The 16,640-nt window shown below is 44.7% G+C and carries 14 protein-coding genes; 6 read left to right on the forward strand and 8 right to left on the reverse strand.

Annotated elements, in window-relative coordinates; genetic code table 11:
• Positions 1-79 precede the first annotated feature (79 nt).
• The gene (locus tag B9G69_RS08780) at positions 80-1,351 is read left to right on the forward strand and encodes a hypothetical protein (RefSeq protein WP_088615908.1); all 1,272 of its coding nucleotides are present in this window, start codon (positions 80-82) and stop codon (positions 1,349-1,351) included.
• Here the strand turns inward: B9G69_RS08780 and B9G69_RS08785 are convergent.
• Entirely contained in the window at positions 1,348-2,454 is a 1,107-nt protein-coding gene (locus tag B9G69_RS08785; RefSeq protein ID WP_254916918.1) for a M23 family metallopeptidase, read from the reverse strand. The two genes, B9G69_RS08780 and B9G69_RS08785, sit on opposite strands and share 4 nt — an antisense overlap.
• On the opposite strand from B9G69_RS08785, the gene B9G69_RS08790 reads away from it, so the two are divergent.
• Positions 2,453-3,280 (forward strand): hypothetical protein, encoded by an 828-nt coding sequence (locus tag B9G69_RS08790; RefSeq protein WP_088615906.1) that lies wholly within the window; start codon positions 2,453-2,455, stop codon positions 3,278-3,280. The two genes, B9G69_RS08785 and B9G69_RS08790, sit on opposite strands and share 2 nt — an antisense overlap.
• A gap of 96 nt (positions 3,281-3,376) precedes the next feature.
• A complete protein-coding gene (locus tag B9G69_RS08795; protein ID WP_254916917.1) occupies positions 3,377-3,505 on the forward strand; it encodes a hypothetical protein in 129 nt (42 codons plus the stop codon).
• A 79-nt stretch (positions 3,506-3,584) separates the two neighbouring features.
• Here the strand turns inward: B9G69_RS08795 and B9G69_RS08800 are convergent, their stop codons facing one another.
• From B9G69_RS08800 to B9G69_RS08810, 3 genes are all read right to left on the reverse strand, one after another.
• On the reverse strand, positions 3,585-5,021 hold the full coding sequence (locus tag B9G69_RS08800) for an energy transducer TonB (protein ID WP_088615905.1): 1,437 nt from the start codon (positions 5,019-5,021) through the stop codon (positions 3,585-3,587).
• Between the two features lie 105 nt (positions 5,022-5,126).
• Positions 5,127-6,239 (reverse strand): beta-N-acetylhexosaminidase, encoded by a 1,113-nt coding sequence (gene nagZ / locus B9G69_RS08805; protein WP_088615904.1) that lies wholly within the window; start codon positions 6,237-6,239, stop codon positions 5,127-5,129.
• Between the two features lies 1 nt (position 6,240).
• Positions 6,241-7,107 carry a hypothetical protein gene (locus tag B9G69_RS08810; protein ID WP_176400964.1) on the reverse strand — a complete coding sequence of 289 codons (867 nt, stop codon included), beginning with the start codon at positions 7,105-7,107 and terminating at the stop codon, positions 6,241-6,243.
• 123 nt (positions 7,108-7,230) lie between these two features.
• Between B9G69_RS08810 and B9G69_RS08815 the strand changes: the two genes are divergently transcribed.
• The 3 genes from B9G69_RS08815 to B9G69_RS08825 all read left to right on the forward strand — a co-directional run bounded on the left by B9G69_RS08815 (position 7,231) and on the right by B9G69_RS08825 (position 11,970).
• Positions 7,231-9,417 carry a TadE/TadG family type IV pilus assembly protein gene (locus B9G69_RS08815; protein ID WP_088617209.1) on the forward strand — a complete coding sequence of 729 codons (2,187 nt, stop codon included), beginning with the start codon at positions 7,231-7,233 and terminating at the stop codon, positions 9,415-9,417.
• Between the two features lie 78 nt (positions 9,418-9,495).
• Positions 9,496-10,974 carry a hypothetical protein gene (locus tag B9G69_RS08820; RefSeq protein ID WP_265438039.1) on the forward strand — a complete coding sequence of 493 codons (1,479 nt, stop codon included), beginning with the start codon at positions 9,496-9,498 and terminating at the stop codon, positions 10,972-10,974.
• Between the two features lie 9 nt (positions 10,975-10,983).
• Positions 10,984-11,970, forward strand: a complete 987-nt coding sequence (locus tag B9G69_RS08825) for a hypothetical protein (protein ID WP_088615902.1) — start codon at positions 10,984-10,986, stop codon at positions 11,968-11,970.
• A 1-nt stretch (position 11,971) separates the two neighbouring features.
• Here the strand turns inward: B9G69_RS08825 and B9G69_RS08830 are convergent, their stop codons facing one another.
• From B9G69_RS08830 to B9G69_RS08845, 4 genes are all read right to left on the reverse strand, one after another.
• The gene (locus B9G69_RS08830) at positions 11,972-12,964 is read right to left on the reverse strand and encodes a sugar phosphate nucleotidyltransferase (RefSeq protein WP_088615901.1); all 993 of its coding nucleotides are present in this window, start codon (positions 12,962-12,964) and stop codon (positions 11,972-11,974) included.
• Positions 12,961-13,998, reverse strand: a complete 1,038-nt coding sequence (locus B9G69_RS08835) for an aminoglycoside phosphotransferase family protein (protein ID WP_265438040.1) — start codon at positions 13,996-13,998, stop codon at positions 12,961-12,963. Before B9G69_RS08835 ends, B9G69_RS08830 begins: the two co-directional genes overlap by 4 nt.
• Positions 13,999-14,023: 25 nt before the next feature.
• Positions 14,024-14,896, reverse strand: a complete 873-nt coding sequence (locus B9G69_RS08840; RefSeq protein WP_088615899.1) for a hypothetical protein — start codon at positions 14,894-14,896, stop codon at positions 14,024-14,026.
• 184 nt (positions 14,897-15,080) lie between these two features.
• The gene (locus tag B9G69_RS08845; protein ID WP_088615898.1) at positions 15,081-16,640 is read right to left on the reverse strand and encodes a sigma 54-interacting transcriptional regulator; all 1,560 of its coding nucleotides are present in this window, start codon (positions 16,638-16,640) and stop codon (positions 15,081-15,083) included.

Here is a 16,640-nt window from a genome sequence, read left to right on the forward strand (position 1 = left end):
TGAAAACGGGCTCCAAATCTGTTTTTTATCAATGAAGTTCCAAGCCTCATGGTATCGTTAAAGAACGGGGGAAATGTCCATGAAAATGCCAAACAAGCAAACAACGGTGAAAGTTGCCGGGGTCATCGCTGCCTCGTTGGCTCTTGTTGTTTCTTTTCAGAACTGCGGCAAAGCAGGTTTCGATTCATCCCTTGATAGCGTGTCAGATTATTCGAGCTTGGACGCGGCGCTCACTTCAAAATATGGCTCGCAGATGGCTGCGAAAATTACAGACATACCTTTCGCCTTTGATGGGGGATTCGACCAAATCGCGTATAACTCGTGCGCTGAATCTGGAACCCTTCCATCAAGTTCTGCATATTATTCTATTCGTGCAGGTGCTTATCAAACTGGGGGAATAACGATTCCTTCGAGCTTCTATTCATACATCGACGCAAATTTTTCTCCAATTTATCCTGCGACGTCAGTTACCAAAGCTCAGTATGCAGAATATTTAGGGGACTCGCCTGCGAACTTAAATGCGATGCCTGTGATGGCCATACGTGATCGTTCCAATTTGGCGAGTGTGTATTCATCTAGTGGTTCTTTGACTTTGAATACAGACGTAATTGCGATGGCTGACGTTTTATCGTCAACATACATCATGGATACTTTGCTAAGTAATCGTGGTTCGAACGTGCGCTATTTCCCGTTCTCGACGAATTCGCGCACTCTTGAAGCCAACATGAAATTTAATTCCGATCAAAGCATGTCACAAAGTCTTCGCGATATTTTGCAAGTGCAGGGTCAGATGACGATGTCTTATTTGAATGACTCTGTAAATATTGGTTCGGTGATGTCAGCGAGTACGACGAATAAAGCCGTTGGTTATGGTCGCGGTTATCGTTTTTCATTTGGGCAACCAGTCGGGGTGGCAAATGGATTTACTCCGTTAAATGTTTTGCAGACTTTGCAAGAAGTTGATTTGAGTACAGGTAACGTTATTCAAAATTGGAACTGTAACCGTATTTATAAAATTTATTTAAATCGTGATGCTGCATCTTGTGCTCCTCATACCGAGGCACAAATCGCTGCGAGCGCTTCACTTCGTCAAGAAATTGAAATCGTTCGTCGTCAGTTCCGCGCCGACCAATGGGACGTCAATGTGACTCAAGGTTGCTTGGTTCCTAAGGCTACTGTCCCAAGTTGTTATACAGAAAACACCGTGAATGGCGTTGCGCAAGGTGTGGAGTACAGTGCGGGAGCATCTTGTTACAACCCGTTGATTGGCAATGTATCAGCGAGCTATCCGAATTTGATTATTCCGACGAAACGTTGCGCAAACTACGCAACGATCTGTACTAAATTCTAATTTTTCGCCACTTGCGAAGCTAGCATCTGATGCATGTTTTGCGGATAAGATTTAATATATTTCAAAGGGTCGACCATTCGGCCCTTTATTTTTATGGCGAAGTGCAAGTGAGCTCTTGTGCAATAACCAGTGCAGCCAACCTCGGCAATTTTATCACCCGTATTTACAACCAAACCTTCACGAATGCGACGATCGATTTTATATAAATGATTGTAAGAAGTTTCGATGGAATTGGAGTGGCGAAGAACGATATAGTTTCCAGCCGCGTGATTGTTGCCATAACGAACGACGACACCCTTTCTGGCTGCAAGTACGGAATCCCCGATCGGCAATTCAAAGTCCACACCTAGATGCGGAACACGTCTTCTGGTAATGGGATGCAAGCGATTCGGTTGGAAAGTGCTGGCGATCTTGATGTAATTAACGGGAGAGTAAAACGCGCGCTTATCTTGCAGGTCCTGATCATTAAAGAACACTCCGCCACCTTTAGAGCGGACAAACTTTTTGTGAACTTCCTCGCCATTAATCTCTAGGGAAGTCTGCAGAATCTCTCCGTATTTAACGAACAACCCGTCCTCGTACTTCTTTTCCACGGTGAACCAGAATGGAGCCCCTCTGCGCAGATTTTTTGGCGATCTGATATCAAATGCATAGGCATCCATAAAACGAGTTGCAACCCAGTTGCTGTTAATTTTTGGCAGAATCGAACCTAAAATCGAGCCATGAACTTTGCCATCAATACGCAGATAGGTTGTTTTAAATTTAGGATTGTATGATCCAGCTTGGATCGCGCCATTTTTTTTAAGAATGCGAAATGCTTCGGACGTTTGAGAATCAAAAACTTTCAGTTCAACTTCGTTTTTATCTCTGCGAACTAAATAACGAGTGTCCAGTGTCAGAAACAAACGACGCAGGCCAAGATCTGATCCCAATACTTTTTCGCGTTCGCGAGCAGAGAACCCTTGTTGGCGCAAAATACTGATTAGGTTATCGCCGGATCTAATTTGTTTGGCAGTAAAGTTGTTGGCGCCAGCATGAACTGATTGATAGGATGTGAGCACTAAAACGATAGTGCACATTATACGTGCGAGGTGTAGATTCATGCTCCGTCCTTTGAGCTTAGTAAAAAAACTTTCTGTTTTTCTCCTGCTTTATGTTAGCTCGAACCAAGCAGTGGCCCAAGTTTATAATTCCTCTGTCTCTGTGGCGACGGGCGGAACTGGACGTGCGGCTGTAGAGCCGGGCGACGCTAGTTTCTTGAATCCTGCCACCATGGCACATCTAGGGGGCCGTTTTCTTTACACTTCGTTTGCGGAAAAAGATTTCGCGGCTTTTTTGAGTGATAACACAAAAGAAAGCACGATGCCGGCAGCTGCTTCATATGTTCAAAGGACGATTCAGACAAAAACCGTTGGCGAGATGAAAGAAAACGATATCGGTATTACTTTGGCTGATTTCTTTTACCAAAAATGGGCCATGGGTTTAACGGGCCACTATCTGACCCAAGATGTGAACTCGGCCACCTATCATACTGTGAACGCAGATTTGGGTTTCCTATACACGCCAAATTCCGCAGTGGGCCTAGGCTTAGTGGGGTATAACCTGTTTGGAGAAAACCAAAACGTACCTAAAGAGGTCCGTGGGAAAACCAAGGTAGGGGCTGGATTCAACTATTTATATAAGAGCGCAGCCCGGTTCCGCCTGGATGCTGATTCCGAGGGATACATTGGTTTGGGCCTTGAAACCTTCTTAAATCGCTTTATAGTCATCCGTTTTGGCTTTTCAGACGATTTGGACGAGTCTCAACCACGAGCGGCGATCGGGGTGGGTTTTAGCGGTCCTAGGTTCCGCCTGAACTACGCTTATTACGGGAATACACAAAATTCATCAGATTATAGGCATTCGATTGACTTGGTTATTCCGTTTTGATAGTTAACTCGTTCTGTCTAGCCTATCCCGGCTTTGACGGGTATAGCGCACTTCGGCAAGTCCGGAGTTTTTAATTAAATATTCCGGGGGTAAACCGTGGCTTCTAAAACAAAAAAGACTGAATACATTCGCGAAAAGAAAAAAACTACTAGCGGTAAAAAACGTAAAGCAGCTATCCGTACTAACGGTACGACTAAATCTGCTAAAACTCTTTTCAAAGACTAATTAGCCTCAGTCTATGAAAACTAAAAAGCCTTTGGGATAACCAAAGGCTTTTTGCGTTTGTGCAGTTTGCTACTAGAAACTAGTAGCCTCCACCTTGCAGTTGCCCGACTGAAGTTCTTAGACGGCCTTTTACTTCTTGAACGCCACCTTTCAAATCCCAACTAAATGGCATTTCAACCCATCCTTCTTGTCCGGGATAAAATCTCCACTTTTTCAACGCTGCCAAAGTTTTAGCATCCAAGTTTCTGTGACCGGTGGATTGCTTCATTTTGAAGTTCACTGGAATACCGTCTTTGGTGATATACGCCTCGAAGCTGACTTTACCCTGATCACCGCGAAGACGCTCGTCTTCATTATATTGAGGACGTGGGTTGCCAGGCATTTGTTTTAATTGATCAAGGCTTCTGACCCCTGTTGCAGCACCCGCAACCTCAGTTCCATTTTTATCGGCGCCGTTGTTACCGGCACCAGCACCTTTTTTTTCACCATTGCCGGAACCGTCGCCGCCAAGTCCGTTTCCACCTTTACCGGAGGCTGCTTCATTAGCCGCAGCAAGGGCCGCAGCTTCCTTTTGAGCTTTTTCGCGAGCGGCAGCGGCAGCAGCAGCACGCTCTGCAGCTACAGCTGCGGCGATAGCTTTCGCGTTTTTATTGCGAAGATTTTTTTGTGACTCTGCCAGGGCTGCAGCATCTGCTTGATTTTGATCTTCCAGGGACTTTAAAGAACTTTCTTGATCAGCTGCCAAAGCGTCGGCCATCGCGTTTAACTGAGAATGTTCAGCGGCCAATTTGTTGGAATGTTTGTTATCAATTTCATCAAAGTCTTGATTAAAATCTTCGCCCAATTTCGCCTGAGATTTTTGATTCGCGATTTCACCTTCATCCAACTCAGGGGAATTAATATCATCAATGGTCATGGGCACAGCCGCAAAATTAGTTTTCGCAGGGGCGGACTGAACCGCTTTATGTACAGCTTTTGCAGCCGGCTTTGGAGGAGCTGGCTTTGTTGGAGGTGGAAGAACCACCTTTTGCGCAATCGGTTCTGACTTTTCAATGGCTGGTGCCGCCACAACTGCAGGTTCCTCTGCAGTCGCAGCTGCCTCCACCGGCGCTTCAGTAGGAGCGGTCGGAGCTTCGACGGTTTTAGTTGGCAATTCTTTGGCGATATTCTTAACGGGGGCTTTTTCTAAAATCGGAGAGGGTTCGCCACCCATAGTGGGTTCGACGTCAGCACCTTTTGTGACTTGATGTACCTTTGCCGGTTCCTCTAAATCAATGGTGATTGTCTCGGTTTTAATTTCGTTGACGAGTGGAACACTCATGATTGCGACCGCAACGGCTGCTGCAATATGCAGGGCTGCTGACATGGTCATAAAGCGAGGTGATTTATTTGCTTGGGGTGGACGAGCCGGGGGAATTTCTAAGTCAGGAAGAAAATCGAGTTTTGACGTATTATACGCAAACAAATCGAGCTGATTCTCGCTATTCAATTGTTCGTTATTGTTATCAATACTCATAAAAACTCCTCTACCAACTAGAGGAGCAGTATCAATTCCTAGGCCAGCTTCCAGGGCCGCCTGCTTAAGATGAGCGCTTGGACCCGGGTATTTTTTACATGACTGTTACTCTGGCAGTAAGCCGTCAGGCGTAACTCCACTGTTGATCGCAGAAGCGATCTTCAAATGTTCCGCGTGGCCGACGATTTTAATTACTTCATCCATGGCCAATGGTTCTGGATTTGGAATCTTCAATTTTTTAAGCTCAAGAATTCTTTTGTGTGTGTTTTCAAGTTGGGCTTGATCCAATGTACCTTGCGCAACAGCTCCTAAGATTGCTTCCACCGCTTGCGGAGGAACATCGAACTCGTTGCAATACAAAAGCAAATCGCAACCTGCTTGGAGTGCTCTGACGGGAATTTCTTCTAAGCCATAATGCGCTGACATTGCCTTCATCCCCAAGTCATCTGTGATCACAAGGCCGCGATAGCGAAGTTCTTCTTTGATCATTTTCTTTACAAAGATTTCTGACAATGTGACAGGCCAATCTGGATCGATTTTTGGGAACTTAATATGTGACGTCATGACCATGTCGACGCGCGACTTGAAAGCTTTCTTAAAGGGAATCAATTCGCAGCTTTCAAGGCGTTCGCGATCAAGATTTTCAACAGGCAAATCCAAATGGCTATCAACGATAGTGTTTCCGTGCCCCGGGAAATGTTTAGCGCAAGTGATAACTTCAGCTTTGATGTAACCACGGACAAGTGCAGATGCGTGTTTTGCAACGGATTCTGGATCAGCGCTGATAGAGCGATCGCCAATCACTGTGTTCGCATTATTAGTAAATACGTCGACCGATGGTGCGAAATCTAAATTAATTCCGACAGCCTTTAATTCCTGACCCATTCGATTTGCAAAGTGGAAGGACACGGTTGGAGCATCTAAATCTCCCAACTTGCGAAGCGCGGGCCAAACAGTGAATGGTGGCTTTAAACGATGGACTCGGCCACCTTCCATATCGATGCCTATGAACAGGGGAGCTTTATCAGCTTGTTTGTGGCGAAGTGATTGAATTTCAGCGCATAGATCGTGAACTTGTTTTGGGTCCGCGACGTTTCTGCCAAACAGGCAGATACCACCGATGTTATTATCAACGATGAATTTTTTTTCGTCGGCCGTTAGGGAATGACCTTGAATGCCGATGAACATGTGTTGTCCGATAATTTGCTTAATACTCATATTATTGACCCGGCTCAGTTTCTGGTTGTGTTGCAGGAGATGGTGCTGTCACTGGTGCATTGATGGTTGTTGTTGGCAAATTAGCGGGTTTCGCTTTTTTACCTTGAGCAACTACGTTTTGGTTTCCAGTAGGTACTCCGCCAAAAAGTGTTTTTAATAATGTCGTGCTGTAGGATTGGCCATTTGTTGCTTCAGCAGCACTTGAAACAAGTTCGGTTGAGATTCCAGTACCGAGGGCATTTGTGGCAATTACTTCACCACGCTCATTGACGTAACTTAAAAACTTCGCGTCTTTAAAGGTGTTCAAAATTTTAAATACTTTAAAGTCATTATAGGATTGTTCTTTGCCGACCAGAGCTTGGCCCTTAGAGATGCTGGCATCCTCTTCAGCAATGGCTTGAAATTCGTACTTGGTTTCAGAACGCAGGCCTTCTTTACTTTTCAACATCAGATAAACCAAAAACGTCGACAGGAAAGTGCCTTTGGGAATTTTCTTATCAATTTTTTGTGATTTTCCATTGATGCTGACTAGTGCTGACATGTTCCCAGCTTTAAATTTAGCATCGATTGTCTTAGTTTCTTTTCCCGCAAGGGACGTGTATTCGTAGGAAATGGGTGCCAATTCTGAATCAGCAACCGCCTTTAAGCTTTCTGTCGTTTCTGTCGGACCCTTACCTGTTTTTACGAAATAGGTAGAGATGAACTGCTTTTTTTTATCATCGAATTCATAGCGATTGATCACGTAACCGATGTGCGTGTCACCAGAATTAACTTTCGAGTATCCCTCAAACAAGACTGCAGAGTTGGAAACAAGCGGAGCAGTTAGTATTGTGATGCCAATAAAGGCTGATAAGTAATTACGGACCATCGTCGAGTTTCCCCTTAGTCATCATGGCTAAAAGTCTGTCATCTCACTATAGAACAAGTCAAAGTTTTCAAGGTCGAGTTATTGCCTCTGTGCACACGATACGAGACAATGTTTTTTAACCACATGATAAAACTTCAAGGCGCCCTTATTCAAAAACTGAAAAACCGCAAAGGTCAGGTCGCCTTATTCGTCGCTCTTATATTCCAAATATTGTTTATATTCTTTGCCATGGTCATCAACGTGGGACTATTGGTGCATCACAAAATTAATTTACAGAATTCTGTCGACATGGCGGCATATTACGGCGCCATGAAACAGGCAGAAAACATGAATGCGATCGCACATATTAATTATCAAGTTCGGCAAAGTTGGAAGTTATTGGCTTGGAGATATCGCGCGATCGGAACGGCGGGAGACTTTGACGAGCATCCAGTGCATAAAGAAGGCAATAGGCAGTTAGGCATTCGTCCTGGCAGCGCTGATACCGATGATATCAATATGCAGAAGCGTGACTTCTATGAAGCCCCATCTTTTTGTGCGACGTACGTTCCGTTCAAGCCGATGCCAGACGGAGAAAATACCTGCAAGAGTTTGAGTCAGTACAGTGGCATCCGACTTTTTGAAAAGCCAGCAGTCATCGCGGGACAAAGTCCATTCAATGCGGCGATTTCTAAAGCGACTGAAACCCTTCGTTATAGCGCGATTCAACGTTGTAAGTATTTTGGTGCGTATAACTACAAGCTTTTGGCTCAGTATGTAGTTGCTTATAATATCGATCAAGGTGATCGGATGCTGTTGATCGCGGCGCTTTCTCGTTCGATGAGCCAAAGCACAGAGGACTTTTACGATATTGATGGTGACAGTGTGAAAACTGGCATTACAAAGACGCTGCAAAATAATTTAACCACGGCTAACAAAGACTCTTTAAGTTTAAAGGTGTACAACTCCCTCGGCGCAGAGGGTTGTAACAATCCATCAACCGACGAGATGCCTGCCAAATGGCTTGTTCCCATTCGCATCGCTCCGGCCTTCAACTATATTGATACAGATTGTGCCCGTTCAGATGCGAACACGATCAAACCTGTAGGCCGCGAACTTTCTTCTGATTCAAAAGACTGGCCGATGGAAGTCGTAAATAATCCAAATCATGAGCTCGCAAGAGATATTCGTGAGCTTGCTCAATTCGTGGGGATGCGCGATAAAATCGATCATCCTTACAACTATTCCTTAGGTGTTGAAAAGAATCCTTGGTGTATGGCGTATGTTGGAGTAAGCGCTTCCACAAGACCTAATATACCCTTCTCTCCATTCGGAACGGTGGAACTAAAAGCCAGAGCGTTCTTTAAGCCTTTCGGTGGCAGAATGGGGCCATGGTATGAATCTCAATGGCCAAGTGGCTCTGATAAATCTTCTGGTGGCGGAAAAATGGATGCAAACGTTCCGCCACGAATCGCAGATACCAACAGTATTGGCGAGCCTCGTGATCCTACGCGTGCTGCGAATTACAGTCGTTTTGTCGGTGACATGTACGGAATGAAAAGCCGAAATGTGCTTTATCAATTTGGTCGGGGCATTTACAAATTGGATCCTTCGTGGAGCTTGGGAAGATCTAACAGTGAAATTGATACGAGCGATAAAGCTCCTAACTTTATGCACTGGAATCAATTGCCATTTGATTTTGCAAAAAAAGGTTCTGGAAACGGCGATATGCTGGCATGGAGTGAGGAAACCAAGAAACCATCACGCTTCAGAAACCTTGAGCTTTTAGCAATTTTGCCAGATCAATTTGATATGGCATACTATTCCATCGAACCAGATTTTTATCATAACTATTATACCAGAATTAAATCTCGATTTATTCCCAAAGTAATTCCTGGTTTTGATAAGGAAGTCAGACCTGATATTGGCTACCACAAGGACTATAATCAGAATGGCGAGAACTTGAATGAGTTCAGCGTTAAAGATCAATATAAGGTTTTGAAAAATCCTGAAATTAGAGAGCTATCGATCGATCTTGATCAGAAGCTAACGTATCTTTCTAAAGACTGGAAAAACGTACTAACGGGCTGGGCAGATAACGGCTTGCTGGACTATTCTTTGAATACCGGCAAATTAGGCAAATGCAGTATCGAGCCTAAGTACAACGGCGAAACTCCTGCTCCAGCAACTTCGGGCAATTGTATTGTCGGGGGGAGCACGGGTTATTCTGTGAAAATGATTTCCTCGGATTATCTGAATACTGAGCTGCAATTGGGCGGAGATAACTCGGGCAAAGCTAAAATCAAAAACTTGCCACCCTCAGACTTCTAATTTCACTCGAAAAATCTCATCTTGAGACACTTAAGATTCTCTTACTTTTGTCCGAAAAGAGACAGGTAGGGGAATAGCATGTTTATGACGAATCGGAACAAAATCAGTTCTATTATTGCTGCAATTTTTCTTTTTAGCTCTCTGAGCCCCGCGCAAAACACGGTGCCAGCAAGTTCCGCTAAAAAAGCAAACAGCACAAGCTCCTCAAGTACTCCTAGTACGACCACGGTCAGTGATACAACTAAGGCACAAGATGTAAACGAAGCTGAAGCTGGTGGGCTAGAAGCCGTAAAAGCCCAAATGGAATCGAACTATAGAGAGATGGAACGCCTTGCTGGCTCGGTTATCAACGACCAAGCTAACTTTGGTAAAATTGCGGGGGCTTACCAAAAGTATAAAGGAAGTTGGGACACATGTGTAACCAGTCAGAAAGTTGCTGCTTATGCGTGTTTGTCGAATTTGAGCACGAAAATTCAAGACGGCGTTGCCGCAGTTAACGTGTTAGCGGCAGCGGCAAGTGCTTCATCGGTTAATGATGCTTGCAGTACTTTTGGAAAAGCGATGGGTGTCGCACAAGCCGCCCTAACGGCCTACACAGCCGTGTGTGGGGCAGCGAAGGGTCACTGCGGTTGGTATTGTTCTTCAGTTAAAGAAGCAGCGGAAACTTTGCAAACAGCTGCTGCAAATTCAGTTAAAACTTCCACTTGTGTTCATGCTGGATGTACAGAGCTTCCTCGATACAAAGAATTAGCCGGGACTTTAGGGCGCTTGGCAGATAAAGAACTTCAAAGCACAAACATCAAAGCTATCGCTGGCAAATCAGAAGTTTGTACAGCCAAATACGCCTCCCTATTGGCGTCAGCAGCGGCAGGTATTTACGGCGTTGTGAACGCTCTAAAACAGGGTGAAAGTTGTGATGAAGCTTCGAGCGCTGATAGTTCTACAGCAACAACGACGACTGCAGAAACATGTGCTATCGAAGCGAACGCAAGTCTGCCAGAGTGTATTTGTTTAAAAAATCCAATGTTAGAGGGTTGCGGATCTGTCGCAGCAAAATCATCAATGAGTTCTACAGGCAGTGGCTTGTCGGCATTGTCAGCAACAGGCAGTTCTACGGGGACTGATGGTTTGACGGCGGCTGATTTGGCGACAGGCAGTACACCATCCACAGCAACACGCGACCCTTCCAGTTCTTCTGGAAGTGCGGGTGTGGGCGCTCCAACGGGCGGTGGCGCAAGTTTGGGTGGTGGCAGTGGTTTTGGAAGTGGCGCTGGTTCTGGTGAAGAAAAATCAGGTGCGAAGGCACTTGATACCAATATCCTAGCAGGCTCCGGTGGCGGAGGCGGCGGTGGTGGAGGTTTCTGGGGTGGCGGAGGCGGCGACTCTGGTGATAAATCTGGATTGCGCAGCTATCTTCCAGGCGGTGCAAAAGACCCTCTAAAAATGGGCGGTCAACAAAACACTTCTAAAGAAGTGACCGGTCAAGGTGGTAAGTCTAACTGGGAAAAAGTTCGCGAACGCTATCAGGACAATAAATCTTCCTTGCTGAATAACTAGGGGCGAACGATGAAGAAACTTAGATTATTTGTGGCTGCAGTTACCAGTTCAAGCATTGCACTTTCACCCGTGGTGGGTCTTGCAGCTTCCGGCTCGGGCGTTGATGGCAATACATCTACGGGAAGTACGTCGACAGCTCCCGCGGTGAATACTTCTGGTAATAATGCAGGTTCAGCAAATAGCACCGGTACTGCGTTGAACGCATTGACCAGTGCTTCGGAATTTGCGGTGGCAGCGCAAAACTGGTCAAGATGTCCCGAGGATGGAAGTGCGTGCGCAATTGCAGCGATTTTTACGGCCTATGGAATTTTGTCTTTAAAGCAAGCAAAAGAGAATGCCAACAAAGCATCGCAAGCTTATAACACGGCTTCTGACTCTAATGCGTATGGTACTGGAAGTTATGACAGCACAGGCACATCGTCGTCAGGTTCTGGGACCGGCACGGACTACGCAGCTGTTGGTTCGAATTATATAAAGCAGGCAGAGGCTGGTTTGGCGAGCTTGAAAGCGGCTGGAGTTGTAAATAGCTCTGCCACTAAAATTACTTCACCCGATGGTACAAGCTACAAAACAAGTGACATGACTTCGGCGGCTTCAATGGCAGCGGCAGGTCTTCCACAAGGGGCTATTGATGCTGCTCAATCTACCTCTGATAAAATTGCTCAAAAGGCGATGGATAAACTTAAGATTGGTGCTCTTACAAAGGTGAGTGGTTACGAAGAGGGAAGCTCTGGTGGAGGCGGTTCTCGCTCTCCAGGCAGTGATGGCAGTAGTTCCGGTGCGTATCCTGGATATGCAGGTGCTGGTAGTGGAGCGCGCACGAGTTTGCTTGATAAAGATCCTTCGAAATTAGTTTCGGGGATGAGTAAAAACTATAACGGCGAGCCCATTGGTGTTGCCGCTGATAGTATTTTCTTGATGATGTCTCGTCGCTATAAGGTGAAAGAGAGCCAAGATTCATTTTTTGGTGCGTCTGATATCGATCTAAAGAAATAGCTTAAAGAAAAAGAGTGTTGCTGGCGATTGTACCGTCGGCAACATGCACGCCATCCCCAATAATCACATTTTCCAAAGAACAGTTCTTGCCGATTTCGGTACCAGGTCCTGCGCAAACAAAGCCTGAAAATTTTGATTCGTTGTTAATGATCGCTTCGGATGAAAAATGCAAACAGGCATCGTTGAATTTTTGAGTTACGATCCTAGAGGATGCGAACTGGTTAAATGTCTTTTGAAGAGCACGCTTTGCCGGAGAATCATCATTCATCATAACTTTTATACAGTGCTCAGACGCCTCGATCAGGTCCGCAGGGTTACCTGTTTCAAACCAAGTACATTCAAAAGGATATACGGCTGCTTTCTCGCCCTTGTTTAGTCCAGCCATGACGCCGTCATACAGGATATTTGAAACGCCGTCTTTCGGGAGGTAATCAAAAATTCTTTCCGATAAAATTTGGACTCCGATAAAATGCCATGCTTTATCACAGTCCTCGATCTTAGTTTTCCCAAATCCCTTTATGTTGCCATTTGAGTCCGTCCAAACACCACCGAACTTGGTGCCTACTTCATGATGATCCATCACCATCAAAGTAGCCAAAGCGCCTGAGGAACGATGTTGGGCAATGGCTTTCGTAAGAACTTCAGAATCCACCGGCAGAATCACTTCATCTGCATTCATCATGATAAAGTCGCCGCCATCTTTGAAGTACTTGCGCGCGCGGCTTAACCCGCCACCACTTCCAAGAATCTCACCCACCTCATCAGAGAAGTGGAGCTCTTTAGCACCGTGATTGATTCTGTGGAAAAGACTGTGGATTTTTTCTGGCAAATGGTAAGTGTTTACAACGAGTTTTTCGATTCCTACTTCTTGCAAGAAACTTAAGGAGTGAGCTGCCAGCGGCACAGTCAAAAATGGGATTGCGGGCTTTGGCAGTTGATTCGTGTAAGGGCGCAGGCGCGTGCCCTCACCAGCAGCAAGAAGCATTACATTCATAAAGAGTCGTACTTTCTTTCAAGAGCACCCGAATCGATAAGGATGTCGGCAAATACTTTGTATTCAGGAAACTCATTGATCGCCTTCATCACGCGACGAAGAGTTCCGGAAAGATATTTTAAATAACGACGGTCTTCACGTTGATGGAAAAAGCTTGCAAAGCTTCCGCAGGCTTTGAAACACCGCTGAACGGATTGGAGTTCGTACATACGATCGAAATGCTCTCTTGAGAAGTCCTTAGGTAGGAATTCTTTTGATTGCTCAAGGTAATAATTGATCAACTTATTAGCCATTTCATCACTCATATCGACATAGGAATCACGCATTAGGCTGACCAGATCGTATTGAATGGGCCCCAAGCGTGCATCTTGAAAATCGATCACATGGACTTTATCAAGTTTGATCATCACATTGCGAGAATGGTAATCACGATGAGCGATGCGCTTTGGCTCGGCATCTAGTCTTGAGCAGACATCCAAAAAGATATCTGAAATTTCTTTGTTTGTTTTGTCGTTGAACGGAAATTTCAAAACGCCGGCCAGCAAGTTGTCTTTGCCGTAGTTCATTTCCCAAAGGAATTTCTCCGTATCAAATTTCATTTTGAATGCCGAGCAGTTAGGGTCGTGATCCAAAGTGGCTTTGTGATGAATCTTGACGATCTCATCGACGGTCATTTTGTACCATTCCAAGGATGATTCGTGACTTTGGCTTTCCCAAAATTTTCTTTCAAGCATCAAGTCGCCAAGGTCTTCTTGTAAAATCAAACCTTCAGCTGGAGACATCGCTACGATCTTAGGAACGTTGACGCCATTTTTAGCAAAGTGATTCAGAACGCTTAAAAGAGGATAGTTATTAGGATCAAAGGGTTCCCAACGCATTAGCACCCATGACTGATTGTCATGTACCACGCGGTAATAGCGACGGTTCGAAGCATCTCCAGCAAGGGAGAAGACTTTGAACGCGTCTGTGGACAATGAGCGGCTTAAAAAAGAATTTAGAAATTCATCATGAGTGACCATGAGAAAAATTCTCACAGACACTTCATGTAAATTCAAGAATTTATGTCGTAGCGGGGTCCTTCATAAAGAACAGCTCCAGGACCTCTTTAAGGCCTTGGGTCGTAAGAGGAGCACGATCTACTTCGAAGCAGTTCACGGAGGCTTCATCCAGCAGATTCGAAGATAAGCTATCCACCTTCGCAAGAGACTCAAGATTCATTGAAGAACTTGTGATGATAAGCGGTTCGTCTGGCGAGTGTTCTTCGCCTAAATATTCCAGCAAAAGCTCTTGCTCAGCGGCGTTCAAAGACTCGATGTTTTCAATGAAGATTGTCATTTCACCCATTTTAGCAATGTCAAAGCTGGAATGAAGCTGACCCTTAATATCGTTAAATGGAACAAATGCCCATCGGCCAGTTAACTCGTGTAATTGCAGTGCTACTTTTTTATTCGTCGTCGAAGTTTGACCCTCGAGATGAATCAAGTGTGAGAGCAGCTCTTTGGATAGACCTTTGGCTAGGTCCGCAGAAGTCTCTTCTAAAATTTCATCAATGCTTGGTAAAGGTTCATCGCCAAATACATGAAGATTTTCGGTTTCAAAATTGGCTTTGCTGATCTCGACTAAGTTAGATTCTTTTTGCTCGAGATGCCATTTGTAAAGAGCAGGCTCCAAAACCATGCGGATCAGCTGAGTTACGCCCTGACGTTTTTCTGAAGTTAGATCTTCCGCCCCCGGAACGATAGCGGTTCCTAACAAAGAACCATTTACTTTGATAGGTACGTGGAAGTCTTTACCACGCAAGTAAGTATCTTCATGCAATTGCATGTCAGACAAATCCATCAATTGACGGATTAGCAAGTCCTTACCATATCGAGTTTCCACAAGATGCTTAAGACGAGATACAAATGAAGAATCCAAAGTCGAACTGTACATTACAAACACCCCTTAACGAGACTCTAATATACAAGAGACGTACCAAGTCCGAAGGGCAAGGGGAATACCTTGGGAAAACAATTATTTAGATGGGATATAAGCTAAGAAAAAGGGCCTTGAAGTTCACCTTCAAAGCCCTCTAATTTTAGTTCAAATAGGTAATTAATTTAGGGTGCTGCCCGAATTAGGCGCGAGCGATTTTACGCTTATCCAAGCCGTATTTTTCGACTTTCATGATAAGACCGGCGCGGCTGATACCCAACTCTTTAGCAAGTTTAGATTTGTTCCAACCAGTACGGCGAAGGCCCTCACGGATCATTTCGCGTTCCAGATCTTCCAAAGCATCCTTTAACTTACCTTGCAAACGAGAACCTTGAACTTTGTTTTTCTCGCCAGCTTCCAAAATTTTAGGGGAAAGTAATTCACCCATCAATTTTGACTCTTCACCGGAAAGAACACATAGTCTTTCGATTTCATTTTGCAATTCACGAACGTTACCTGGCCATGGATAGTCGTACAATTTTTCAAGAGCACGTTTCGTCAATTGGTGTTTAACACCGCCTTGAGCTTCATGGATTTTGTTCAAGAAGAAATCAGTCAAGAACGGGATGTCTTCTTTACGTTCACGAAGTGGTGGAACGCGGATGTTGATAACATTCAAACGGTAGTACAAGTCTTCGCGGAATGTACCTTGTTCAACCATCTCCTTAAGGTTTCTGTTCGTCGCCGCAACGATACGAACATCGACTTTTCTCATTTCAGTCGCACCCACTGGAGTGAAAGTACCTTCTTGCAATACGCGAAGAAGCTTAACTTGCATTTGTGGAGAAGTATCACCGATCTCATCCAGGAAGAATGTCCCTTTGTCTGCCATTTCGAAAAGACCTTTTTTGTCTTTCAATGCGCCAGTAAATGAACCCTTCACGTGACCGAATAATTCTGATTCCAACAAGTTGTCATTGAATGCAGAACAGTTTTGGATAACAAACGGTTTGTCTTTACGGTGAGAGTTATAGTGAATTGATTTCGCAATCAGTTCTTTACCCGTACCGTTTTCACCTTGAACTAGAACTGTGGAATCTGCACCTTTGATTTTATCAAGCAAGGCGTACAAAGATTGCATTGGCTTAGATTTACCGATCATGTTGTCGTATTTAAATCTGTTTCCAAGTTCTTTATTCAATTCTTTGATGCGATCTTCACGCGAAGAAATCTCAAGGTGAAGAGTCACGATCTCTTGAGCAACCAGTTCACAAACTTCAGTGAAGTGAGTGCGTTCATGGTCATCCAAGAATTTCAATTTGCCCAAGCATTTTTCAATTACTTCGCCAGACATACCAAAAGCTGCAAGGCGCTCACGGATTTCAGTCATACGAGAAGTGAAGTTAGCTTCACGGAAAAAGCCCATCGCCACAACGGTACCAACGCAATCATTTTCGATCATGATTGGAAATACACCAACGTCAAAACCAACCATATCCCATTTGCGAAGGGAGAAGCGGTTTTGAGAAGTACGAAGATCATCAAGTGATTTAGTAACAAGCTCAGCTATGCTAGCTTGGCCAGCTTCTTTATTAACCAACGCAGCGATAGCTGGATTGTTAAAACCTGCTTTGCCGGAGTCATAGCCTCTTAGTGTCCCGCGCTCATCAGTGAATACAACGTCAATATTCCACCAAGCGCTAAGGATATGTTTGAGTTTTTTAATAACATGTATATGTTCAAACTCATCCCAATTAATCAT

It is taken from the genome of Bdellovibrio sp. SKB1291214 (assembly GCF_002209355.2).
Taxonomy (GTDB): domain Bacteria; phylum Bdellovibrionota; class Bdellovibrionia; order Bdellovibrionales; family Bdellovibrionaceae; genus Bdellovibrio.

Excerpts from the sequence above, each read along its gene's own strand:
- B9G69_RS08840 (WP_088615899.1), bottom strand. The coding sequence starts at position 14,896 with ATGTACAGTTCGACTTTGGATTCTTCATTTGTATCTCGTCTTAAGCAT.
- nagZ (WP_088615904.1), bottom strand. The coding sequence starts at position 6,239 with ATGAGTATTAAGCAAATTATCGGACAACACATGTTCATCGGCATTCAA.
- B9G69_RS08785 (WP_254916918.1), bottom strand. The coding sequence starts at position 2,454 with ATGAATCTACACCTCGCACGTATAATGTGCACTATCGTTTTAGTGCTC.
- B9G69_RS08830 (WP_088615901.1), bottom strand. The coding sequence starts at position 12,964 with ATGAATGTAATGCTTCTTGCTGCTGGTGAGGGCACGCGCCTGCGCCCT.
- B9G69_RS08825 (WP_088615902.1), top strand. The coding sequence starts at position 10,984 with ATGAAGAAACTTAGATTATTTGTGGCTGCAGTTACCAGTTCAAGCATT.
- B9G69_RS08815 (WP_088617209.1), top strand. The coding sequence starts at position 7,231 with ATGATAAAACTTCAAGGCGCCCTTATTCAAAAACTGAAAAACCGCAAA.
- B9G69_RS08780 (WP_088615908.1), top strand. The coding sequence starts at position 80 with ATGAAAATGCCAAACAAGCAAACAACGGTGAAAGTTGCCGGGGTCATC.
- B9G69_RS08790 (WP_088615906.1), top strand. The coding sequence starts at position 2,453 with ATGCTCCGTCCTTTGAGCTTAGTAAAAAAACTTTCTGTTTTTCTCCTG.
- B9G69_RS08800 (WP_088615905.1), bottom strand. The coding sequence starts at position 5,021 with ATGAGTATTGATAACAATAACGAACAATTGAATAGCGAGAATCAGCTC.
- B9G69_RS08845 (WP_088615898.1), bottom strand. The coding sequence starts at position 16,640 with ATGATTAATTGGGATGAGTTTGAACATATACATGTTATTAAAAAACTC.
- B9G69_RS08810 (WP_176400964.1), bottom strand. The coding sequence starts at position 7,107 with ATGGTCCGTAATTACTTATCAGCCTTTATTGGCATCACAATACTAACT.
- B9G69_RS08820 (WP_265438039.1), top strand. The coding sequence starts at position 9,496 with ATGTTTATGACGAATCGGAACAAAATCAGTTCTATTATTGCTGCAATT.